Origin of the sequence: Sphingopyxis sp. CCNWLW2, assembly GCF_037095755.1 — a bacterium.
GTDB lineage: Bacteria > Pseudomonadota > Alphaproteobacteria > Sphingomonadales > Sphingomonadaceae > Sphingopyxis.
In genome coordinates this window covers 26719-48701 of record NZ_JBAWKJ010000002.1, presented here as the reverse complement: position 1 = coordinate 48701, position 21983 = coordinate 26719, and the positions used below count along the sequence as shown (strand labels likewise).

18 protein-coding genes are annotated in these 21983 nt (G+C 63.7%); 8 read left to right on the top strand and 10 right to left on the bottom strand.

Annotated elements, in window-relative coordinates; translation table 11 throughout:
- Nucleotides 1-91 precede the first annotated feature (91 nt).
- Genes trbJ through V8J55_RS11355 form a run of 7 tightly spaced genes read right to left on the bottom strand, consistent with a single transcriptional unit; the run spans nt 92 to nt 7288 of the window.
- Nucleotides 92-808: a P-type conjugative transfer protein TrbJ gene (gene trbJ / locus V8J55_RS11385; RefSeq protein WP_336445779.1), complete on the bottom strand. Its 717-nt coding sequence runs from the start codon at nt 806-808 to the stop codon at nt 92-94.
- Nucleotides 808-3270: a conjugal transfer protein TrbE gene (gene trbE, locus V8J55_RS11380; protein WP_336445778.1), complete on the bottom strand. Its 2463-nt coding sequence runs from the start codon at nt 3268-3270 to the stop codon at nt 808-810. Before trbE ends, trbJ begins: the two co-directional genes overlap by 1 nt.
- The gene (locus V8J55_RS11375) at nt 3264-3524 is read right to left on the bottom strand and encodes a VirB3 family type IV secretion system protein (RefSeq protein ID WP_336445777.1); all 261 of its coding nucleotides are present in this window, start codon (nt 3522-3524) and stop codon (nt 3264-3266) included. Before V8J55_RS11375 ends, trbE begins: the two co-directional genes overlap by 7 nt.
- Entirely contained in the window at nt 3521-3850 is a 330-nt protein-coding gene (locus tag V8J55_RS11370) for a TrbC/VirB2 family protein (RefSeq protein WP_336446868.1), read from the bottom strand. Before V8J55_RS11370 ends, V8J55_RS11375 begins: the two co-directional genes overlap by 4 nt.
- 11 nt (nt 3851-3861) lie before the next feature.
- Nucleotides 3862-4851, bottom strand: coding sequence for a P-type conjugative transfer ATPase TrbB (gene trbB, locus V8J55_RS11365; protein WP_336445776.1), 990 nt, complete (start codon nt 4849-4851; stop codon nt 3862-3864).
- Nucleotides 4848-5255, bottom strand: coding sequence for a CopG family transcriptional regulator (locus V8J55_RS11360; RefSeq protein ID WP_336445775.1), 408 nt, complete (start codon nt 5253-5255; stop codon nt 4848-4850). Before V8J55_RS11360 ends, trbB begins: the two co-directional genes overlap by 4 nt.
- Entirely contained in the window at nt 5252-7288 is a 2037-nt protein-coding gene (locus tag V8J55_RS11355) for a conjugal transfer protein TraG (protein WP_336445774.1), read from the bottom strand. The genes V8J55_RS11360 and V8J55_RS11355 overlap by 4 nt, the downstream gene beginning before the upstream one ends.
- 345 nt (nt 7289-7633) lie before the next feature.
- On the opposite strand from V8J55_RS11355, the gene V8J55_RS11350 reads away from it, so the two are divergent.
- From V8J55_RS11350 to V8J55_RS11340, 3 genes are read left to right on the top strand one after another with little or no spacing between them, the layout of a single operon-like run.
- On the top strand, nt 7634-8644 hold the full coding sequence (locus V8J55_RS11350; protein WP_336445773.1) for a DNA cytosine methyltransferase: 1011 nt from the start codon (nt 7634-7636) through the stop codon (nt 8642-8644).
- Nucleotides 8645-8687: 43 nt separating this feature from the next.
- Nucleotides 8688-10751 carry an ATP-binding protein gene (locus tag V8J55_RS11345; protein ID WP_336445772.1) on the top strand — a complete coding sequence of 688 codons (2064 nt, stop codon included), beginning with the start codon at nt 8688-8690 and terminating at the stop codon, nt 10749-10751.
- Nucleotides 10748-11935, top strand: coding sequence for a PP_RS20740 family protein (locus V8J55_RS11340; protein ID WP_336445771.1), 1188 nt, complete (start codon nt 10748-10750; stop codon nt 11933-11935). Before V8J55_RS11345 ends, V8J55_RS11340 begins: the two co-directional genes overlap by 4 nt.
- Before the next feature lie 43 nt (nt 11936-11978).
- Here V8J55_RS11340 and V8J55_RS11335 read toward each other — a convergent pair whose 3' ends face one another.
- Nucleotides 11979-12725 carry a restriction endonuclease gene (locus V8J55_RS11335; RefSeq protein ID WP_336445770.1) on the bottom strand — a complete coding sequence of 249 codons (747 nt, stop codon included), beginning with the start codon at nt 12723-12725 and terminating at the stop codon, nt 11979-11981.
- Nucleotides 12703-14016, bottom strand: coding sequence for a hypothetical protein (locus V8J55_RS11330; RefSeq protein ID WP_336445769.1), 1314 nt, complete (start codon nt 14014-14016; stop codon nt 12703-12705). Before V8J55_RS11330 ends, V8J55_RS11335 begins: the two co-directional genes overlap by 23 nt.
- 44 nt (nt 14017-14060) lie before the next feature.
- Between V8J55_RS11330 and V8J55_RS11325 the strand changes: the two genes are divergently transcribed.
- Both V8J55_RS11325 and V8J55_RS11320 read left to right on the top strand, forming a co-directional pair.
- Nucleotides 14061-14714: a hypothetical protein gene (locus tag V8J55_RS11325; protein WP_336445768.1), complete on the top strand. Its 654-nt coding sequence runs from the start codon at nt 14061-14063 to the stop codon at nt 14712-14714.
- Between the two features lie 304 nt (nt 14715-15018).
- Nucleotides 15019-15231 carry a hypothetical protein gene (locus V8J55_RS11320; RefSeq protein ID WP_336445767.1) on the top strand — a complete coding sequence of 71 codons (213 nt, stop codon included), beginning with the start codon at nt 15019-15021 and terminating at the stop codon, nt 15229-15231.
- Between the two features lie 15 nt (nt 15232-15246).
- Here V8J55_RS11320 and V8J55_RS11315 read toward each other — a convergent pair whose 3' ends face one another.
- Nucleotides 15247-16164: a HEPN domain-containing protein gene (locus V8J55_RS11315; protein ID WP_336445766.1), complete on the bottom strand. Its 918-nt coding sequence runs from the start codon at nt 16162-16164 to the stop codon at nt 15247-15249.
- 171 nt (nt 16165-16335) lie between these two features.
- On the opposite strand from V8J55_RS11315, the gene V8J55_RS11310 reads away from it, so the two are divergent.
- The 3 genes from V8J55_RS11310 (at nt 16336) to V8J55_RS11300 (ending at nt 21950) form a co-directional block, all read left to right on the top strand.
- Entirely contained in the window at nt 16336-17067 is a 732-nt protein-coding gene (locus V8J55_RS11310; protein ID WP_336445765.1) for an ImuA family protein, read from the top strand.
- Nucleotides 16988-18538, top strand: a complete 1551-nt coding sequence (locus V8J55_RS11305; protein ID WP_336445764.1) for a DUF6504 family protein — start codon at nt 16988-16990, stop codon at nt 18536-18538. Before V8J55_RS11310 ends, V8J55_RS11305 begins: the two co-directional genes overlap by 80 nt.
- Before the next feature lie 94 nt (nt 18539-18632).
- Nucleotides 18633-21950 carry an error-prone DNA polymerase gene (locus tag V8J55_RS11300; RefSeq protein WP_336445763.1) on the top strand — a complete coding sequence of 1106 codons (3318 nt, stop codon included), beginning with the start codon at nt 18633-18635 and terminating at the stop codon, nt 21948-21950.
- Nucleotides 21951-21983: the final 33 nt, after the last annotated feature.

The window sequence follows — 21983 nt, the reverse complement described above, 5'->3', positions numbered from 1 at the left end:
GGGTCCGCGGGGCCTCGCAGGGGAGCATGCAAGACCCCGCGGCGAACGGCGGGCCAGGAGAGGGGCAGCCTCGCGCCGTTCGTGTCGCTGGTCAGCGGATCGGGGTGTAGGCCTTGCCGTCCCCGAGGAAGCGGCGCATGCGCTCGCGCGCTTCGGCCGCGCTCTGCGCCGCGCGCGCGCGGTCGAGCATGTCGGCCTCATAGGCGGCCGCCATCATCTGCTGGAGCTGCATCTGCTGCTTGGCGGCGAGCGCGAGAAGCTGGTTGGTCGCCTGTTGCGCCTGCAGGCTACCCTCCGCACTCGAACTCCGCGCCGCGACCTCGGCGAGCACCGCGGCATCCTCCTTGACGTCGGCGGCGATCCTGGACTGGACTGCGAGTGTGCGGCGGTACGACGCCATGGCCGCCTCGAGGCGAGCCTTGGCTTGCGCGACGCTCGCTGACCGGGTCAGGCCGGAGACGTCCTTCGGGAAGAGCGCCGCCATGCGCGCGTCGAGCTGGTCGACGCCGAAATCGACGCCTTCGGCCTTCTCCATCAGCGCCTCGACGCGCGCGAGATTGTCCTTGAGCTTCGCGAGCTCGGGGAAATCGACGCGCCTCAGATGCTTGTCCATGTTGGAGAGCATCTGCGCCTCGTTTTGCAACTGCCTGATTTGCTGGTCGATCTGCTTGAGCGTACGCGCGGCGGTGAGCAGGTTCTGCGAGTAATTCGCCTGATCGAACACCGGCATCGCAGCGGCGGGTGGCACGGCAAGCAGCAACGCCGGAATGGCGGCGGCGGCGAGCAGCATATGGGCAAGCGTCTTCATCACATGTCTCCTTCTTGGGGGGCAGGTCGATCGGTCGTGGGGAGGCCGGGAAAGCCGGCGAGCAGGTCGGCGGCCCAGTCGAGGCCGGCATCGCGAAGGAAATGCGACGCGAAATCGGCTTCGCCATGCTCCGCGAGGATGGCGTCGATCCGCGCTTGCGTCGCCGGATCGGACGCGCCGCAGAGCGCCAGCGCGACGGGTCCGAGACCAAGCTCGAAGAGGCGGTTGCCGCGCGCCGACTGGAGATAATATTGGCGCTTCGGCGTCGCGCGCGCGATCAGCTCGATCTGCGCCTCGTTGAGCCCGAAGGCGGCATAGGCCGCGCGGCTCTGCGGCTCGATCGCGCGATCGTTCGGGAGCAATATGCGCTGCGGGCAGCTTTCGATGATCGCGGGCGCGATGCTGCTGTTCGAGATATCGGCGAGGCTTTGCGTCGCGAAGATCACCGCGACATTCTTCTTTCTCAGCACTTTCAGCCATTCGCGGATGCGCGCCGCGAAGAGCGGGTTGTCGAGAAAGATCCAGGCCTCGTCGAGGATGAGCAAAGTCGGCCGCCCGTCGAAGCGCGCGTCGAGCCGGTGGAAGAGATAGGAGAGCACTGGTTCGACCACACTCGCCTGCCCCATCAGCGCCTCGGTTTCGAAACATTCGACCGATCCGAGCGCCAGCCCTTCCTCGGCGGCGTCAAGCAGGCGTCCGTGCGGACCTTCGAGCGTGAAGGGCTGGAGTGCCGCTTTCAGCGCATTCGACTGGAGGAGCAGCGACAGACCGGTGAGCGTGCGTTCCGACGCCGGCGCGCTCGCGAGGCTTGTCAGCGCCGACCAGATCGCGTCCTTGATATCGGGCGTCACCGCAACGCCCTCGTGCGCGACGAGCGACGCGATCCAGTCGGCGGCCCAGCTTCGCTCCTCAGGCCGGTCGATCGCGCGGAGCGGCTGGAAAGCGAGCATATCCTCGCCCTCGCCGAGCGCGTGATGCCGCCCGCCCATCGCCAGCACCGCGGCGCGCGCCGAATTGCCCTTGTCGAAGATATAGAGCTGCGCGCCCGCGTAACGGCGGAACTGCAATGCGACGAGCGCGAGCAGCACCGACTTCCCTGCCCCCGTCGGCCCGGCGATCATCATATGACCGACGTCGCCGACATGCGTCGAGAGGCGGAACGGCGTCGAACCGCCGGTCTCGGCCACCAGTAGGGGCGGGCCGCCAAGATGGCGGTTCCAGTCGGGTCCCGCCCACACCGACGAGAGCGGCATCAGATGCGCGAGGTTGAGGCTGTGGACGAGCGGCTGGCGGACATTGGCATAGGTCTGGCCCGGCAGGCTCGATAGCCAGGCTTCGACCGCGTTGACGCTCTCGCGGATCGCGGTGAAACCGAGCGAGTGGACGATGCGTTCGGCGGCACGCAGCTTTTCCTCGGCGCGCGCGCAATTGCGATCGGACACAGTGATCGTCGTCGTCAGATAACCGAACGAGACATGATCGCCGCCGAGCGCCTGGAGCGCGGCATCGGCGTCGATGACCTTGTTGTCGGCGTCGCTGTCGAGCAGTTGCGCCGGCTGGTTATACATCACCTCGCGGAGCAGCGCCGAGAGCGACTTGCGCTTGTTGAACCATTGCCGGCGAAGCTTGGTCAGCGCAGCGGTCGCGTCCGCCTTGTCGAGCGCGATGAAGCGCGTCGTCCATCGGTACGCGAAATCCTGTCCGTTGAGCGCGTCGAAGATGCCGGGGCGGCTGATCGAGGGAAAGCCGAGGATCGTCAGCGACCGCAGATATTGGTTGCCGAGCATCGGCTCGAGCCCGCCCGTCAGCGGCGTGTCGGCGAGCAGTGCGTCGAGATACATCGGCGTCGCGGGTACACGGACGCGGTGGCGGTGCGGCGAGATCGCGCGGTGGAGATAGGTCAGAGTCTCGCTGGCATCGAGCGCGCGAACCTCGGGCATGAAACTCGCCATGAGGTCGATCGCACGCAGGCTCTCGGCCTCGAAGCGCGCGAGCGCCTCGCGCCAGTCGCGCGCGCCGGTCGCGGCGCCCGGACGTTCGATGAGTGCGCGCCCGGCGCTGTCGGCCTGGTCGGCGGGCGGCATCCAGACGAGCGTCAGGTGGAAATGGCTCTCGAAATGCTGTCGCTCTTTGTCGTCGAACGCGGCGCGCCGTTCGGCATCGACGAGCCACGAGGCCGCGTCGGGAAAGTCGCTCTCGGGATAGCCCGCCGCGGCGACGCGCTCGGCCTCGAAGAAGAGCGCCCAGCCCGATCCGAAGCGCCGCAGCATATTGTTCGCGCGGGCGCAGGCGGCGACGAGTTCGGCCTCGGTCGCGCTGTCGAGGTCGGGACCACGAAAGGCGATGCTGCGCTGGAAACTCCCGTCCTTGTTGAGGATGATCCCGGGCGCGACGAGCGCCGCCCATGGCAGGTGATCGGCGAGCCGGTCGGCGCGCGGGCGATATTCTGCAAGGTTCAGCATGTGAGCTCGCCTTTCTGCCGGAGGTGGCGCGCGAGCACCGGCGCGAAATCGGGATCGCGTTTCGCCGCGAACACCATCAGCGTGTGTCCGAGCGCCCAGAGGATGAGGCCAGCGACCCATTGCTGGAGCCCGAGCCCCATCGCCGCGGCGATGGTGCCGTTGACGATCGCGAGCCCGCGCGGTGCGCCGCCAAGCAGGATCGGCTCGGCGAGCGACCGATGGATCGGCGCTTCATAGCCTTCAATGTGGCTCATGCGACGAGCGCCCCGCCGCCGAAGCTGAAGAAGGAGAGGAAAAAGCTCGAGGCCGCGAAGGCGATCGAAAGGCCGAACACGATCTGGATCAGTCGCCGGAAGCCGCCCGAGGTTTCGCCGAACGCGAGCGTCAGTCCGGTGGTGATGATGATGATCACCGCGATGATCTTCGCGACCGGGCCCTGGACCGATTCCAGAACCTGCTGGAGCGGTTCTTCCCAAGGCATGCCCGACCCGGCGGCGAGCGCCGTTGCGGCAAGACCGAGAGTCAGACCGATGACAAGAAGCGGGCGCCCCGCGTGCGTCCCCACGGTGGCGCGCGACATTGCAAGGGGTATCAGGGACATGGCATTTCTCCTTCAGGCTGGATGGGAACCTCAGTAAGGGCATAGTTGCCAGTCGGGCCGACGCCTTCGACGCGCGCTACGCACGCGATGCGGCGCGCGGCGCCGCGGCCGGCGATAAAGACGATGAGGTCGATCGCTTCGGTGATCAGGCGCCGCGGCACGGTGACGACGCTTTCCTGGACGAGTTGCTCGATCCGGGTCAGCGCCGATGCCGCGCTATTGGCATGGACCGTCGCGATGCCGCCCGGATGGCCGGTGTTCCAGGCCTTGAGCATGTCGAGCGCCTCGGCGCCGCGCACCTCGCCGACGATGATGCGATCGGGGCGCAGCCGCAGCGTCGAGCGGACGAGATCGGCCATCGATACCGCCCCGGCGCGCGTGCGCAGCTCGACGCGGTCGGGCGCAGGGCATTGGAGCTCGCGCGTGTCCTCGATCAGGATGACGCGCTCGTCGAGGCTCGCCATCTCCGCGAGCAGCGCATTGGCGAGCGTCGTCTTGCCCGAGCTGGTGCCGCCTGCGACGAGGATATTGAGCCGTTCGACGACCGCGAGTGACAGGAGGCGCGCGGCCTCGGGCGTCGCGATACCCGCGCTCACATAGTCCATCAAAGTGTAGACGCGCGCCGCGGGCTTCCGGATTGAAAAACAGGGTGCGAGGCTGACCGGTGGCAGGAGACCCTCGAAGCGCTCCCCTGCCCCCTCGCCGTGCGGCGGCAATTCAGCAGAAACGATTGGCGCTGCGGCGTGGACTTCGGTGCGCGCATGGCTCGCTACGAGGCGGATGATGCGCTCGACCTGGTCGGGGGCCATACGAACGCCGGTATCGACCCGGCCTTCGCCGAGCACGTCGACGCGCAGCGCGCCATCCGGATTGACCATCACCTCAACGACATGTGCGTTCGACAAGGCCGCCTCGATCGCGGGGCCCATCGCGGTGCGCAGCATCGTGCGCCGGCGTTCGGCGGAGACGTCCGCGCTCACGATCCGCCTCCCGAGCCGAAGCTCGCTCGGCCCTCGCGAAATGCCTCTGCGACTTTCATCGTGAACCATTCGAAGCGCTCGCGGCCTTGCGCACGCGCGACGTCGTCGCCCTCAGCAACGGGCGGCACCGATGCGAGGATGTAGCGCACAAGGAGCGCGAGGATTTCGATCTCGATCTGACTGTTGCGCTCGATCCGCGCGAGCACGCGCGCCAGACCGTCGAGGCGCGGACCGAAGCGTTGCTGCATTTCGTTGACGCCTTGGCGCGTCAGCCAGGCTTCGAGCGCCTCGGCGAGGATCGTCGATTTGGTCACGCCGGGCTTTCGCGCGAGCAGCGTGAGCCGGTCGCTGAGATCGCGCTCGATAAAGAGCTGATGCCGGACCTGGCTGCCGCGCGCGCTCACAGCCCGAGCCCCAATTGGTCGACGCCCTGCGACACGGCCTCGTCCATCGCATGGCCGACCAGCACCGGCGCGAGCGGGCGGACGCGGTCCATCAGTTTCTTGTCGAGCGCGGGATCGGCATCGTCGTCGATGCCGAGCGGATTGGTCGGGCGCACGGTTTCAGTCCGCTGCTCAGGCTGCTCGGCGAGCTCGGGCTCTTTCGCTTGCTGTGCGCCGCCGTCCTCGACCAGGTTGTCGTCGGCGTCATCCGCGTCGATTTCGGCTGCGCCCGGCTCTGCAACGCAGCCGCTCCAGTCGTCGCCGCGCGTCGCGGGGCGATCAGCATAGCCGTCGTCGGCCAGTTCGGGCGCCGGGCCGAGGCGCGCCTTGAAATTGGCGTCCTCGAAGTAGCGCAGCTTCTGCGCGCGGATCGGCGCCAGCCCCGCGACGAGCACCAGCTCGTCGGTCGGCGGCAGCTGCATGACCTCGCCCGGCGTCAGCAGCGCGCGGGCGGTTTCCTGCCGGCTGACCATGACATGCGCTAGCCAGGGCGCGAGCCGGTGCCCGGCATAGTTGCGCATCGCGCGCTGCTCGGTCGCGGTGCCGAGGGCATCGGAGATGCGCTTTGCGGTGCGCTCGTCGTTGGTCGCGAAGGCGACGCGGACATGGCAATTGTCGAGGATGGCGTTGTTCTCGCCATAGGCTTTCGAAATCTGGTTGAGCGACTGCGCGATCAGGAAGGCACGGATGCCGTAGCCCGCCATGAAAGCCAGCGCGGTCTCGAAGAAATCGAGCCGCCCGAGCGCCGGGAACTCATCGAGCATCAGCAGGAGGTCGTGGCGGCGCACGGTCGAGCGCCGGTCGTCGAGCTTCTCGGTGAGGCGGCGGCCGATCTGGTTGAGGATCAGGCGGACGAGCGGCTTGGTCCGCGAGATGTCCGACGGCGGGATGACGAGATAGAGCGAAAGTGGCCGGTCGGCGGAGACAAGATCGGCGATCCGCCAGTCGCAGCCCGACGTCACCGCGGCGACGGTCGGGTCGCGATAGAGGCCGAGGAACGACATCGCGGTCGAGAGCACGCCCGAGCGTTCGTTCTCGCTCTTGTTGAGCAGTTCGCGCGCCGCCGATGCCACGACCGGATGGACCCGCGGTTCGTCGGCCGTCCCGAGATGATTGGTGCGCATCATCGCGACGAGCGTCGCGGCAAAGCTGCGCGAAGGATCGGAGAGGAAGGTTGCGACGCGCGCGAGCGTCTTTTCTTCCTCGGCGTAGAGAATGTGCAGGATCGCGCCGACGAGCAGCGAATGCGAGGTTTTTTCCCAGTGATTTCGCCGCTCGAGCGCCCCTTCCGGATCGACGAGGATATCGGCGATATTCTGAACGTCGCGGACTTCGCAGTCGCCCTTGCGCACTTCGAGCAGTGGATTGTAGCGCGCCGAGCGGACGTCGGTCGGATCGAAATAGAGGCAGTGCGAGAAGCGCGAACGCCACGCCGCGGTCAGCTGCCAATTCTCGCCCTTGATGTCGTGGACCACGGCCGAGCCGGTCCAGCTGAGCAAGGTCGGAACGACAAGTCCGACGCCCTTCCCGCTTCGCGTCGGCGCGAACGCCATGACGTGCTCCGGGCCGGCGTGGCGCAAATAGCGGCCCGACAGGCGGCCGAGAAACACGCCGGCATCGCCGCGCAGCCCCGCAGCGTCGATCTCGCGCTCCTTCGCCCAGCGCGCCGAGCCATAGGTCGTGACCTGGCCCTTCTGCCGCGCGCGCCAGAGCGACCCGCCGATCGCGGCTCCGCAGCCGATGAAGCCGCTCGCCGCCGCGAGCGAGCCCGCCTTGTCGAAGACGTCCGGTGCGTAAGCTTCATAGTGATACCACCACGGAAAGAGATCCCACGGCCGATAGACCGGCACTCCCCCGAGGCTGAGCCATGGCGCGCCCAGCTCCGGCTGATATCCGAGCATGGCCGCGGCCCATTGCGTGGCAGCCCAGACGCCGAGGATCACGATCGCGAAGACGATCAGGATCTGGCCGATGAGCAATTTGGTCGGGGTCATGATAAGGCTCCCGTCCGGACAGCTTTGTCCGGACCCGAGCCCTTAAAATCCGCGCTAGGCGGCCAAACTTACAGTACGTCTAAGACGCACCGAGGTACGTCTCCGACGCATTTCGAACCAAGGAACCGCGACTCCAGCCGGCTGGCTTCTGGGGGAATCTTTAAGGAAGTAGATTTTAGAGAGAGGTTCGGGCGGCTGTATGAAATCGCAGAGAGCCCGAGAAAGCGCGCGCTTGGCTAAAAAATTGGAAGCATTCTGGAAGCATTTTCATCTTTTATTTGAAGTTTATCGGTGATCTCGGCTAAGCGGGCCCGGGGATCAACGGTTCGAAGCAGGGAGAACGAATTGCTTCTGAGCCTATTCTGTGGCGCCGGAGGACTGGATCTCGGTTTTGAACAAGCCGAGTTCGACGTCGGGCTTGCCTTCGACAAGAAGGCTGACAGCGTCGCGTCCTACAATCATAACCGATCGAAAAAGAACGGCTATTGCCGCGACGTGAATGACATCACACTCGCCATGCTCGACGAGCTTTTCGGGTCGGAGTTCGCCCCAACCGGCGTGATTGGTGGGCCACCTTGTCAGAGCTTCAGCCAAGCAAATAGGTCAATCACCGATTCTGACCCACGTCACCAATTGCCGCTCGTCTATGCTCGCCTTCTCGGCGCCCTAAATGCTCGCAATCCGGTGAAATTCTTTGTGATGGAGAATGTGAAAGGCCTGCGTAGTGGAGTCCATGCGCATCGCTTGGCGTTGTTCAAAAAGGCCCTCGGTGAGGCGGGTTTCCACGTCACCGAACAATTGCTGGACGCATCCAATTACGAAGTCCCGCAGAAGAGGCAACGCCTGTTCCTCGTTGGTATCAACCAGTGTCTGTTCGGTAGGGTCAATTGGCCGTTGCCCAGCGCAACAACTAGGTCCCCTGCCGACGTGACCGTTCGAGCAGCGATCGGTGATCTCCCCGAGCCAGAGCATTTCAGTCGATCGTCGAAACCTGAGACCTTCGACTATCACGTCAACCACTGGTGCATGGCGCCCAAATCGCCGCGCTTCCGGAACGGGTCGCTGAAAGCGGGTTCCACCGGCCACCGCAGCTTCAAGACCTTGGGCTGGGACAAGCCGAGCATCACCGTCGCTTACGGCCATCGCGAGGTGCACGTCCATCCTAGCGGCAAGCGCCGCCTCAGCGTCTACGAGGGTATGCGCCTCCAAGGGTTCCCGCACGAGTATGAGTTGATCGGATCGCTTTCCTCGCAAATTGATCAAGTTAGCGAAGCGGTTCCGCCCCCGATGGCAAAGGTTGTGGGGGAGGCTGTGGCCGAATTTGTCGCGGCGCTTGAACGGCGCGCAGCAGCGTGACCCATTACACTGCCTCTATTGCTAGCCATTCGGTTCTCGCCGCATGACATCGGGCAGCGATGACAAGGCACAGTCGGAAGCGAAGGCCCCGAGCGCCGGGGCATCAGCTAGGAAGAACGTGTTCGAAGCAGAGAAACGCTTCACGGAAGATATGATCAAATCGCGGACTACCGGCGAACCTGCCGAGACAGTCCTAATGACCGACGACCGAGTTCTCGCTCGGATCACCGACGGCATCTATCGCCAGCCCTCGTCGGCCCTGCGCGAGCTGATTTCGAACGCCTATGATGCTGATGCAACAGAGGTCTATATCGAGACCGACTCTCCACGCTACTCACAGATCGAAGTGCGCGATAACGGTGTTGGGATGGACGAGGAGGCTCTCTCGCGTCTCATCCACCATATCGGCGGCAGTACGAAGCGGACGAGCCTCGGCAAGGAAATGGGCACGACCTCGGCTGCGAATGCCGGTTTGTCGCCAGCGGGGCGTAGACTGATCGGTAAGATTGGCATCGGCCTTTTTTCGGTCAGCCAGCTTACGTCGCATTTTCAGATTATCACGAAACGAAAAGGCTCGGACCACCGCCTTTTTGCCGACGTGGTGCTTCGTACCTATCTCGAGGATGAGGATGAGGCGGCCGCTGACGGCGCTTTCGAGACGGGCACGGTTAAGGTGATCAGCGTGCCAGCTGAGGATATCGATGCCCAAGGCACCCAGATTATCCTCAGACAAATCCACCCGCGCGCGAAGAATATTCTACGGAGCCGCGAGCGGTGGGAAAATTACTACGAGCAGATGGCGCTTCCAGAGAAGGAGCGCGATCCAGCGATTACGGCTCCTGTATTCCATTCCGGCAATCTTCAACAGGAACCCGATCCGGACGACAAACAGTTGGTTTTCCGCGAGGCTCCGAATCTTCCGTGGAACATGGTCGACCAGCCGGGACTCATCCTTGAGCAGCCACTCAAACCGACGCCGCTCCAGAAATTTGAACTGCTGCGTGCTGCTCTCGCGGACCAAGTTGGGAGTGTTTCCGACCGTCCGGAAGTCGCGCGGACGTTCGACAACTACCTTGCATTGCTTTGGACTCTCAGTCTGTCGGCCCCTGTTCGTTATCTTGAGAAGCATCCATTTGATCTGACAAACGAGGACGATCCCGCCGCCTTCGCGCTAACTAACGCACGAGGCCAAGCGAAATCCCTCACATTGAAAGATGGCCAAACCGTCCGCGAAGCGGTTGGCCTTGAGGCCAGCGATAGCTCGGCCGCCGGCGGGTTTAGCGTTTTCGTAGATGGGATCGAGCTCAGGCGCCCGATCACATTCGAATGGTGGCCTTCCGAACGTCAGGCGCTCCAACACCCGATGATGTTCGTCGGAAAATACGCCCCTGACCTTTCTAGGGTGCCGGCTTCAATCCGGGGCGGGGAACTCGCGTTCGAAGCCTATCTCTTCTGGAATTCGAAGATCGTCCCGAAAGAGAATAACGGCGTGCTGGTTCGAATCCACGGCGCCAGCGGGGCGCTGTTCGACGACACATTCATGAAGTATCAGGTGTCGGAGCAAACACGCCTGCGACAGGTCACTGCTGAGATTTTCGTATCGAAGGGGCTAGACGCGGCGCTCAACATCGACCGCGAGTCCTTCAACTTCGCCCATCCCCACTACGCGCTGGTGAGTAACTGGCTGCACAAAGCCCTGCGCCAGCTCGCCAATACCCAAAAAGCGATGAGCGGCGCAATTCGGGAAGTCGAGGCTGAAGTTCGGCAGGAAGAGAAAGGTGCGCAGCTCGATAAGTTTGCATCGGCGGCTTGGCGCGAGGCCAAGCGCGAGCAGAATGAGCGCCCACCCCCGGTTGAAATGGTCCGTGACGCCTCAGCTGCCGCAGAACGTCGCCAGCAGGGCGTAATCGCCTTCGACCGGAGCAAGGTCGCAGCCGTTAGGCCCGGAACCGGTAAGGCGCGCGAAGCTACCGAACGCGAGCAAAAGCTGAAAGCGATTGCTACGATCCTTGATGGGTTCGGGGTCTTCGACACTATGGAATATGACGACCAGCACCGATTGATGAATGCAATCTTGGCGGTCTTCTTCGACGATGGGCAGACATGACGAACGATGAGCTGTCCCGGGAGGACGAACTGGACATTTATCAGCCAGAGCCCGCGCATTCGCTGACGCGCGGAAAGCTGAAAACTGACTTCCAGCCTTGGCATCATCCACGCAAGCAATTTGTCCGGATCGAGCAATGGTGCGCGGAAGTTCGCAAATTAATTCCATCGCTCGGGCTCGCGAATGGCGATCCATTCAAATATTTGACCCTGCCCGGGAACGAGCTACTCGATGTGCGAGCGCTGCACGGGGTCTGCGACAAAGCGGGCGTGAAATTGCGATATCTCGGCTTCAATAGCGTAGGGCCCCAAACCCCGGAGGCGACCGAGCTGGCGCTATCGCAGAGCGAGGTCCGGTCGCTTGCCTCGATCGACAGCCTTTCGCACGTTCTCGAGTATCGGCTCGAGGCGATCGCGAACATGCGAAGTCCCGCCCACAATGTAACGATGAAGGCCGGGCCTTTTCACGCGATTAATCTCGACCTTTGCGAGTCGATCGCGTTTCGCGAAATAGGACACAGCAAGGGTAGCCCGCTCGAGGCCGCAGGCAAGCTGCTTGAGCTGCAGTTGCGTTCGACTGAACCTTGGCTTTTCTTCATTACAACCAAGGCGCAACCAGGCCTCGTCGGCGATTTTGCGCGCGACGGATTCATGAATGCGCTTGATGCGAATTCTCAAGCCAGCGATGCCTTCAAAGCCAAGCTGATCGAGCTGCTGGCGTGCAAGGTCGATGAACTCGATGCCGATCTTCAATCCGCTTGGCTTACTCAAGATGTCCGATTTCTAAAGCTGTTCAGTGCGGGTCTCGGCAAGTGGCTGCTCGGCATCCTTGCGAAAGCCGCCCCACCTCGCGGCCTTACGCTTCTCAGCGGTTGCTATTACCAGTCCGGGCCAGATGGCCCGGACATGCTGTCGCTAGCGTTCCGATGCGACGGTGCGCCCCAGGTCGTGCACGATCCGGCCGCGATACTTCCCCCTGCGGAAAATGTCCCGGTGATGTGCGAGGTTAAGGCTGGGCTTGCGCTCGCTGAAACAACGATTGCGATGTTCGACCTCGACACGCACGTAAGGCAAGACGATGTTCTTGAGAAGATGATCGAAAAGGCGGGTCGATTGCTAGCGACTGCTCGTTTCGCGGAAGCCGACTATCGTGAGTGGGCGGCTACGCTCTATCCTTCCGACTAGGGAGAGGCCTTGCAAGCGATTGCGGGCGGCTTGCTCTACAGCTTTAGAGCGACCGACGATTGACGGTATGGACGGTTGCGAGAATCACTAGATGAAGCTCGGCGGACCTTCGTCCGTGCGCGTCGCGCTCTATTGAACCTAGCCAGAACCAGAAGGAACGGCAGCTGCATTGGTGGCCATAATCTTCGTCATCTGCGTGCGGTACAAGGAGGATGTCGCCGCATGTAAGGCATGAGGCGTGAAACGCTCCACATGTTTCGCATTTTCCGACCATCTGGGGAAAGCCAACGTGCGCCGCTGCGTCGATCGCATTGCCCACTAGCGCGAGCGGTACGCCCGCCATCTCGACTTGGGGAAAGCCATCCCAGAAGATCTTTCCGGTTGCGCAACGCGGCGCGCGGCACGCAGGCCACGCAGTCGGATCGAAATCGGCAATACGGTCGAGCGGCACCAGGCAGATACGCACCGTGTCTTGCGCGCGGCGGAGCGCTGCCTCTGAATGACCCGTCGGACAGACTAGATATCCGAAACGCGCCTCGACGTCGTCCATCATGCCTAGCAGCGTTTCTACGTCCTTAACGTCGATTGCCCGTCTCCGCCGCTTCGCTTCGACAATCGCTCGCTGGCTGTTGTCACTATCGTGACGGGGCTCGATCAGTACATCGATTTGACGAAGAACTCCGGTTATCGCGCCCCGAATTCGGGCGTTGACGGTGACCGCGAGGTTCGTGGACAGACCATCCACGAGCAACTGCGCGATCATCCTTTCATAGATTTTCCAAGGTTTCACTGTCGGCGCCCTTGTCTCTGATTTGCCAGTCGTCAATGGCCGCCATCGAAGGTGGATAGTCCTCGAATGCTCCGAAGATACTTTCGAGAAGCATAGTCATCTCGGGGTAAGCGCGCCGTAGGCGCGCCGGACGTCGCCCATCGGCAATGCCAGTCAAGAACGCCTCAGCAGCACCGCTCTTATCATCAATTGCGCCGTGATAGCGTTGGACTTTTTCGTTCCATTGCGTCCAACGGACGGGTTGGAGCGTTCGCCCGCGGCGCAGCGACGAACGTCCAAGGAAGAGTTCGATGCCCACCCCTGAACCGTTGATGTTCATGGTTTTGAGCCCGTCGGGACCGATCGTGGGGTAACGGGTAGCGAGGGGTGTATCGGGGAGTGCCATAAGCCGTACCGCTGGACCAAACCGAACACCGCCCAGGCTTGCCTTCGCCTCCATTCCGGCCGCGTCGTTGTCGAATATTGCCAGCAGACGGTTCTGAACCCTCGCGCCTGCCAGTATCTTTACCATGCGCGCCAACACTGACGCGCCGCCCTCGATCCGGAATCCTTCGAAATCAATGAACTGATAAGCGTCGGCAAATTCGGGATAGAGGGCCCGCAACGCGCGTGAGATGATCCGGCTGTCGGACTTTCCTTCAGTAAGAACAATGATTTTACCTGTCGGATCCTCGTCCGGGGCGCCCGCCTCAGCCTGAGCGATCGCGTGCGGCGTTCGGGTCTCAAGGGCGTCCTTGTATAGGAAACCACAGTCCAGCCAAACTTGGGCGGATTCCAACGCCTCGCAAAGGATTGCTAGGCGAACAAGGATGTCCCGCGGTTGACTGAGCAACGCCAGCGGACTCTGCCAGTGCGAACTGCCGTCTACAGATGCGAAATGCGAATCCTTTTCGTGTTGGCGTATCAGCGCGAGCCAATCCTGATAGGAAAGGGTTGCGGTGAGTTCGAGTTGCTTATCGCCTTTTCCCCGAAACTTGCGCCACCTCCCGACGTGAGCTTCGCGGAGCTGTTCCCATACATCCTGTACATATAAATAGGAATAACCCTGAATCAGCAGTCGCTTTCGTACGACCGCGGCCGGCGCAGTAAGGAAGTAAAACTGCTGCGCCATATCCTCTACGGTCGTCGCCCAGTGGTCGCTATTCCGTCGAATTATGGGCGGCACCTTGTCGCGCGGACGCTGTTGAAAATCCCCCGGCGCGAAAACAGCGTCGCAGAAGAATGCCCAGTGCTGATCGCCCGCATCGGGAACACTTGTACGCGAAACATGAAGGTCAAGATGATCGGTCACTGATATAGACTAAATGGCCAGATGATAGGGAAGGACGAGGGACAATGACCGAGAGAACTTTTCGGCGCTACACGAATTTGGCGTCGGCATTGCACATTCTCAGCAACAAGTGCCTTACACTTTTGAGCCCGGAAACGTGGGATGACAGAAACGACGCGTTCTTTATGGCAGAGTATAAGCGGCTAAAAGCCGCGAAAACCGTTCTGGCGATCTGTCTCGCAGTCCGGGAAGAGACGTACCATCACTGGCAGGTATTTTCACACGGCGCGGACGGGATCTGTCTGGAGTTCGACAGCGAAAAGCTCCGATCGTCTCTCGACGATGCCGGTGGCGTCCGACATCAAACGGTAGATTACCAACTAATCACCGAAGTCAGCAAGATGGCGGACGTGGACCTAGAGTGTCTGCCTTTCCTGAAGCGCTGGCCGTATGGCGATGAGAGAGAGTATCGTGCGGTTTACGTCAACAACGACGAAGAATTGCCGGCATTTTCTGTGCCGATAGATTTGACTGCGATAACCCGAATTACCCTTAGTCCTTGGCTTTCGCCCGCCTTGGTTCCGGTTGTGAAGAAAACGCTAAAGTCTCTGCCGGGGTGCTCCAAATTGCGTATTTATCGTTCAACTCTAATAGACAATCAGCAGTGGAAGAAACTGACCGGCCGAGTTGCCGTTCCAATCCCGCCGTCTGGGAGTTAGGTAGTCGTAGATTTATGCACAAATGTCGGCGTTGGCCGGAGACACGAAAGTCCCCTTGGCTAAGCAAAGCTGCCATACTGCATGGGGCCGGGCGTTGAGAACAAGTTCGAGAACTTGCGCCGCCGCTTTTAGCCGAGGCTTGCACATATGCGGCGGCCGCCCGGCGGTGATGCCTTTATCAAATGCCCGGCGGTCTGGCGACAGCGCGCGAAAACAATCGCTCTCGATTTGAGAGTTTCTGCGGTCTTTTGTTGCTCGGTCGTGGTGGCCCACGATAATTTGTCGGCTCGCAAAGGAGAGCCTGATGAAGACGCAAGTTATTGGAAAGGACGAGCCACGCAGCAAGCAGTATTTCGACGCGCATGTCGACGAGGCGCGCGAAGTTTTCGCTGGGTGCCAGGATGGCTCGGTTCGCGGCGACGAATGCGACAATGCCGAGATGGCCGTTATCCGCGCCGACGCGAAGGCGCGGAGCAAGCGATTTATCGGTGACGGGAAAGCCTATAAGCCCCGTTGACCACAGGGCCGGGCGCTACAGTCCGGCAGCCGAACGCAGCCGGTCCAGTTGTTCCCGGCAAAGGCGCTCGACGATCTCGCGCAGATTACGGGCCGCAGCCGCAAGCGCTTCGAGGTCCTCCACGGTGACCTCGTAGTTCGGGGAATATCGCGCCTCGACATACGCCCGTTTCAGCAGCTCGAAACGGCGCCGATCCAGTTTGCTATCGCGGGGCCAAGCTTCGATCAGCTGTGGCTCGCGGTCTTCCGCCAGCGAGCGGAGGAATTTGATGTTGTGCGATCGCGGGAAATAGAACGTGGTCGTCAGTAGGAAGCACGCGTAAATCGTTTCAACCGCTTGGTGCAGATTGAACGCGATCTTGTTGCGCCAATCTTGATCGGCATCTTCTTCGCTCGCAAGGCGCGCGAGTTTGAGCCAATTAGCGGCCGATGCGCTTTGTTTCTCGAAGTAGCCTGCCGCCATCTCGTAGGCATCAGCGGGCGTCAGCGGCTTCGGCACCGCCAGCGGATGATTGGGCAAATCGTACAGCAAGATGCCGTCGCGTAGGATATCGACCCAGAAATATTCGCCGCGGGTCAGCGCCTTGTTCACGTCGGCCAGCGTGTGGACGATGATGTTGAGCGTCCGGCCGACCTCGGGATCGCGAAGAATCTTGTCCTCGGCGATGTACCAGTGATCCGAGATATCGGTCAGGTCCTCGTGGCTGACGATGACGAGCAGGTCGAAATCCGACTGATAGCCATTCTCGGGCTCGTCGACCCAGTCGCTGCGCGCGTAACTGCCAAACAGGATGATCTTGAGAATCTTGCCGTTGCGCTTTTCAGCCTTGGTCGCGCGTTCGATCGAACGCGCGAACTCCTCCATCAGCACATCCTTGATGCGCTGGAGTTCGCCCTGCTGCCGCACGGGAAGATGATCGATGTCCATTTTCATTTCAGCCCCTGAATCTGGCCGACAATCAAGACTCTGGCAAGCCAAACTCGATTCATTCCGGATCGGATCGCACCATGATCGGCCACCCCTTTGCGGCGTCGCGCTTGACTCGGCAAGCCGAGAAGGAACAAAGAGGGAACGAATCCACTATTTGCCGAGTCCTATGACATCATGCGTCACCCTGCCGTCCTCGCCGATCTTCGCGCCAAAATTGCGCGGATCGAAGGCGTGTGCGCGCGGCATGACGTCCTCCCGTTCGGAGTCGAGTCGGTCGATTCGCGGCTCCCGGGCGGTGGAATCGCGACGGGCGCGCTCCACGAGATAGCCGGAAGCCCCGACCTCGCCGACGATGCGAGCGCGACGATCTTCCTCGCCGGCATCCTCGCGCGAACCGAAGGGCCCGTTTTCTGGTGCCTGCGCTGGCACGACCTGTTCGCCCCTGCCCTGCATCTCGCGGGATTGCACCCCGACCGCGTGATCCATGTCGAGGCGGGCAGCAACACCAATGTCCTGCTCGCGATGGAAGAATGCCTGCGGCACCCCGGCCTCGCCGGCGTCGTCGGCGAGGTGAGCAAATATTCTTGCGTTGCATCGAAGCGCCTCCAGCTCGCCGCCGAGACCTCGGGCGTGCCGGCCTTCGTCTTTCGCCGCTCCTGCAAGGCCGAACAGGCCGCCGAAGGCACCGCCGCGGTGACGCGCTGGCGGATCACCGCGAGCCCGAGCGAGGACCTCGGCATTCCGAGCCTCGGCCGCCCGCGCTGGCGCGTCGCGCTCGAGCGGGTGCGCGGCGGCAATCCGCATTTCTGGATACTGGAGGGCTGCGATGCGACGGGTCGTATCGCTCTTCCTGCCGCACTGGTCGACCGACCGGCTGCGCAGGAAGACCGGCAAGCCGCGGCCTGACGGCGCCGCCCCTGCCCGGCCGCTCGTTACCGCGATCCCCGACCATGGCCGGCGGATCGTCGCCGCGGTCGACGCGGAGGCCCGCGCGCTCGGCATCCGCCCCGGCATGACGATCACCAAGGCGCGCGCCTTCGCGCCCGAGCTCGATGTCGTCGACGCCGAGCCCGACGCCGATTTCGAAGGACTGCGCCGCCTCGCGCTGTGGGCGGGTGCGCGTTATTCGCCCGTCGTCGCGCCCGATCCGCCCGACGGCCTCTGGCTCGACATCACCGGCTGCGCCGCGCGCTTCTCGACCGAGGCCGCGCTGCTCAAGGATCTGCACCGCCGCACCGCCACTTTCGGCCTCGCGCTCCAGATCGCGGTCGCCGATACCGCGGGCTGCGCGCATGCGGTCGCCCGTTATGTCCCCGCCGGACGTCCGGTGACGATCGAGCCCGGCGCGCACCGCAAGGCGATGGCGCTGCTGCCGATCCGGGCACTCCGCCTGCCGCCGGCCGACGTCGAGGGTTTGCGCAAGCTCGGCTTCGAGCGGGTCGAACAGTTGATCGGCGCGCCGCGCGGCCCGCTCGCCAAAAGGTTCGGGCGCGAGCTGCACCGCCGCCTCGACCAGGCGCTCGGTACGCTACCCGAGCCGATCGAGCCGATCTTCCCCGAGCAGCTCCCGCGCGCGCGGCGCGGTTTCATGGAGCCGATCGCGACCGCCGAAGCCTTTGCACAGGTCGTCGGCGACCTCGCGCGCGACATCGCGGACCAGCTCGGCCGCCTCGGCAAGGGTGCGCGCCGGCTCGACTGCTATTTCCACCGCGTCGACGGCGAGGTGCAGGCGATCCGCGTCGGCACCGCGGCGCCGTCGCGCGATCCCAAGCATCTCGCGAAACTCCTCGCGGCGAAGATCGAGACCATCGAGCCCGGGCTTGGCATCGAGGCGATGACGCTCGTCGCGCCGCTTATCGAAGTGCAGGCGCTGCGGCAGGGCGAGAGCCTCGAAAGCCTGGCGCGGCGCGGGCCCGACCTGCCCGCGCTCGTCGACACCCTCGCCAACCGTTTCGGGCAGCGCAGCCTGCACCGCACGGTGCCGCGTCCCGGCGCGATGCCCGAGCGATCGGTCACAATCACGCCGGCGCTGCGCCAAGCCGATGGCGCGGCATGGTCCGACCAGCTCCCGCGCCCGTCGCGGATGCTCGCGCGGCCCGAGCCGGTCGACGTGATTGCCCTGCTCCCCGACGACGCACCGCGCCTCTTCGTCTGGCGCGGCAAGCGCTACCGCGTGACGCAGGGCGACGGCCCCGAACGCCTGCAGGGCGAATGGTGGCGCGACGGCGGGATCGAGGGCGAGACCCCGCTCAGCGTGCGCGACTATTACCAGGTCGAGACCGAAGCGGGCGGCCGCTACTGGCTGTTCCGCCTCGGCGACGGCATCCATGCCGCGACCGGCTCGATGCGCTGGTTTATTCACGGAGCATTCGCTTGAGAATGCGACCAACAAAACCCTGCATTCGCTTGAGAATGCGGCCCACAAGATCCTGCCTTCGCTTGAGAAGGCGACCGAACCCGAGTGCCTTCGCTTGAGCGGGGCCGAGCCCGCGTATGTCGAACTGCAGGTCACCACGCATTTCAGCTTCCTGCGCGGCGCCTCCTCGCCCGACGAGCTGTTCACCGCCGCCGCGCTGCTCGGCCTGCCCGCGCTCGGGATCGTCGACCGCCATTCGGTCGCGGGGATCGTCCGCGCATGGGATGCCGAGAAAGCGACCGGCGTGCGCGCGATCGTCGGTTCGCGTCTCGATCTCACCGACGGCACCGCGCTCCTCGTCTATCCGACCGACAAGGCAGCGTATGGCCGCATGTGCCGGCTGCTCAGTGTCGGCAAGGGCCGCGCCGGCAAGGGCGCGTGCCATCTCGACTGGCCAGACGTGGAAGAATGGAACGAAGGGCTGATCGCCTGCCTCGTTCCCGACCGCGCCGACGCGGCGACCGAGGTCGCGCTCGACCGGACAAAACGCATCTTCGGCGACCGCGCCTATATGGCGCTGACGATCCGCCGCCGCCCGCGCGATGCGATCCGGCTGCGCGACCTCGCGGCGCAGGCGGCGGCCGCGCGCGTGTCGACCGTGGCAATGGGCGATGTCCTTTATCATGCGCCCGAGCGCCGCCTGCTGCAGGACGTCGTCACCTGCATCCGCGAGAAATGCACGATCGACGACCTCGGCGATCGCCGCGAGCGCTTCGCCGACCGGCATCTGAAATCGGCCGCCGAGATGGAGCGGCTCTTTCGCCGCTACCTCAAGGATTCCTCGCCCGTCGCGCGCACGGTCGAATTCGCGGATCGCTGCACCTTCAGCCTCGAGGAGCTGCGCTACCAATATCCCGACGAAATCCGCGTCCCCGGACGCACCCCGCAGCAGGAACTCGAGCGTCTGACGTGGGAGAAAGCCCCCGTGCGCTATCCCGAAGGCATCGACGGCAAGGTGCGCACGCAGCTCGAGCATGAGTTGCGATTGATCGGAGAACTCGATTACGCACCCTACTTTCTGACGGTCCACTCGATCGTTGCCGAGGCGCGCCGCCGCGAGATCCTCTGCCAGGGGCGCGGTTCGGCGGCGAACAGCGCGGTCTGCTACGTGCTCGGTATCACCTCGATCGACCCGGTGCGGTCCGAGCTCCTGTTCGAGCGCTTCGTCTCGGCCGAGCGGCGCGAGCCGCCCGATATCGACGTCGATTTCGAGCATGAGCGGCGCGAGGAAATCATCCAGTGGATCTACGAAACCTATGGCCGCACGCGCAGCGCGCTCACCGCCGTGGTCACCCGCTATCGTTCGCGCGGGGCGGTGCGCGAGGTCGGCAAGGCGCTTGGCCTCAGCGAAGACATGACCGCGGGGCTCGCGGGTGCGGTCTGGGGCTATAGCCGCGAAGGCGTCGATGAAAGCCATGCCGCGGCTCTGAACCTCGACATGGGCGACAAGCGGCTGATGCTCACGCTCGAGCTCGCGCGCACGCTGATCAACACCCCGCGCCACCTCTCGCAGCATCCCGGCGGGTTCGTGCTGACGCGCGACCGGCTCGACGAACTCGTGCCGATCGAGCCCGCCGCGATGGACGACCGCCAGGTCATCGAATGGGACAAGGACGATATCGACGCGCTGGGCTTCATGAAGGTCGATATCCTCGCGCTCGGCATGCTCAGCTGCATGCGCCGTGCGTTCGAATTCCTGCGCGAAGCCAAGGGTATCGACCACGATCTTTCGACGATCCCTGCGGAAGACCCCGCGACCTATGCGATGATCCGCAAGGCCGACACGCTCGGCGTTTTCCAGATCGAAAGCCGCGCGCAGATGGCGTCGATCCCGCTGATGGCGCCGCGCACCTTCTACGATCTGGTGATTCAGGTCGCGATCGTCCGTCCCGGGCCGATCCAGGGCGACATGGTCCATCCCTATCGCCGCCGCCGCAACGGGCAGGAGGAGGTCACCTACCCGACCCCCGAGCTGCGCCGCGTGCTCGAAAAGACATTGGGCGTCCCGCTCTTCCAGGAACAGGCGATGCGCGTCGCGATCGAATGCGCGGGGTTCACGCCGAGCGAGGCCGATCTCCTCCGCCGCGCGATGGCGACGTTCAAACTCACCGGCGGCGTCTCGCATTTCCGCGACAAGCTCATCAACGGCATGGTCTCCCGCGGTTACGAACAGGCGTTCGCCGAGAAGACCTTCAAGCAGATCGAGGGCTTCGGCTCCTACGGCTTTCCCGAAAGCCACGCCGCGAGCTTCGCGCTGATCGCCTATGCCTCGTCGTGGATGAAGTGCCATCATCCCGATGTCTTCTGCGCCGCATTGCTCAACGCACAGCCGATGGGCTTTTATGCGCCGGCGCAGATTGTCCGCGACGCGCGTCAGCATGGCGTCGAGGTGCGTCCGATCGACGTCAATCACAGCCGTTGGGATTGCACGCTCGAGGAAACCGGTGGCCCATATTTCGCCGTCCGCCTCGGCCTGCGCATGGTGCGCGAGCTCGCCAACGAGGATGGCGCGGCAATCGTCACGGCGCGCGGCGACATGGTCTTCACCAGCGCCGAAGAAATCCAGCGTCGCGCTGGCGTCGGTCGCGGTGCGCTCGACCGGATCGGCGATGCCGACGGCTTCGCCTCGCTCGGCTCTTCGCGCCGCGAAGGCCTCTGGGAGGTGAAAGGTCTTGGGGCGGCGGCGCTTCCGCTCTTTGCGGCCGCCGACGAGCGCAACGGGCGGCTGCAACGCGAAGCGGTCGAGCCAGCGGTGCCGCTCGCGCCAATGGGCGAAGGCGCCGAAGTGGTCGAGGACTACCGCGCCGCGGGGCTGTCGCTGCGCGCGCATCCGCTCGCTTTTCTTCGCGACGAACTGCGCGCGCGCAAGATGATCAGCTGCCAGGAGCTGCAGAGCGTCAAGGACGGACGCTGGATCGAACTCGCCGGTGTCGTGCTCGTCCGCCAGAAGCCGGGCTCGGCGAAGGGCGTCATGTTCATCACGCTCGAGGACGAAACCAATGTCGCCAATCTCGTGGTCTGGACCAAGGTCTTCGAGGCCAATCGCCGCACGGTGCTCGGCGCGTCGATGATAGGGGTGCGCGGCCAGGTCCAGCGCGAGGGCGAGGTCATCCATGTCATCGCGCAGCGTCTCGACGATCTTTCACCGCTGCTCGCGAGCGTCGGCAACCGCGCCGATGTTGCCGACGTCTATCGCGTCAGCCGCGCCGATGTCGTGAAGAGCCCGGTCGGCCGCGACCCGCGCGATCCCACGACACAACCCCTCGGGCGCAATCCGCGCAACATCTTCATTCCCGACCTCCGGCTTGGCTCGGGCATTATCCCCGGCCAGCCGACTGAGGGCATCAAGATTAAGCCGCGCGACTTCCGGTAGGAACGTATATGACGAAGAACGGGCGGTTTTCCA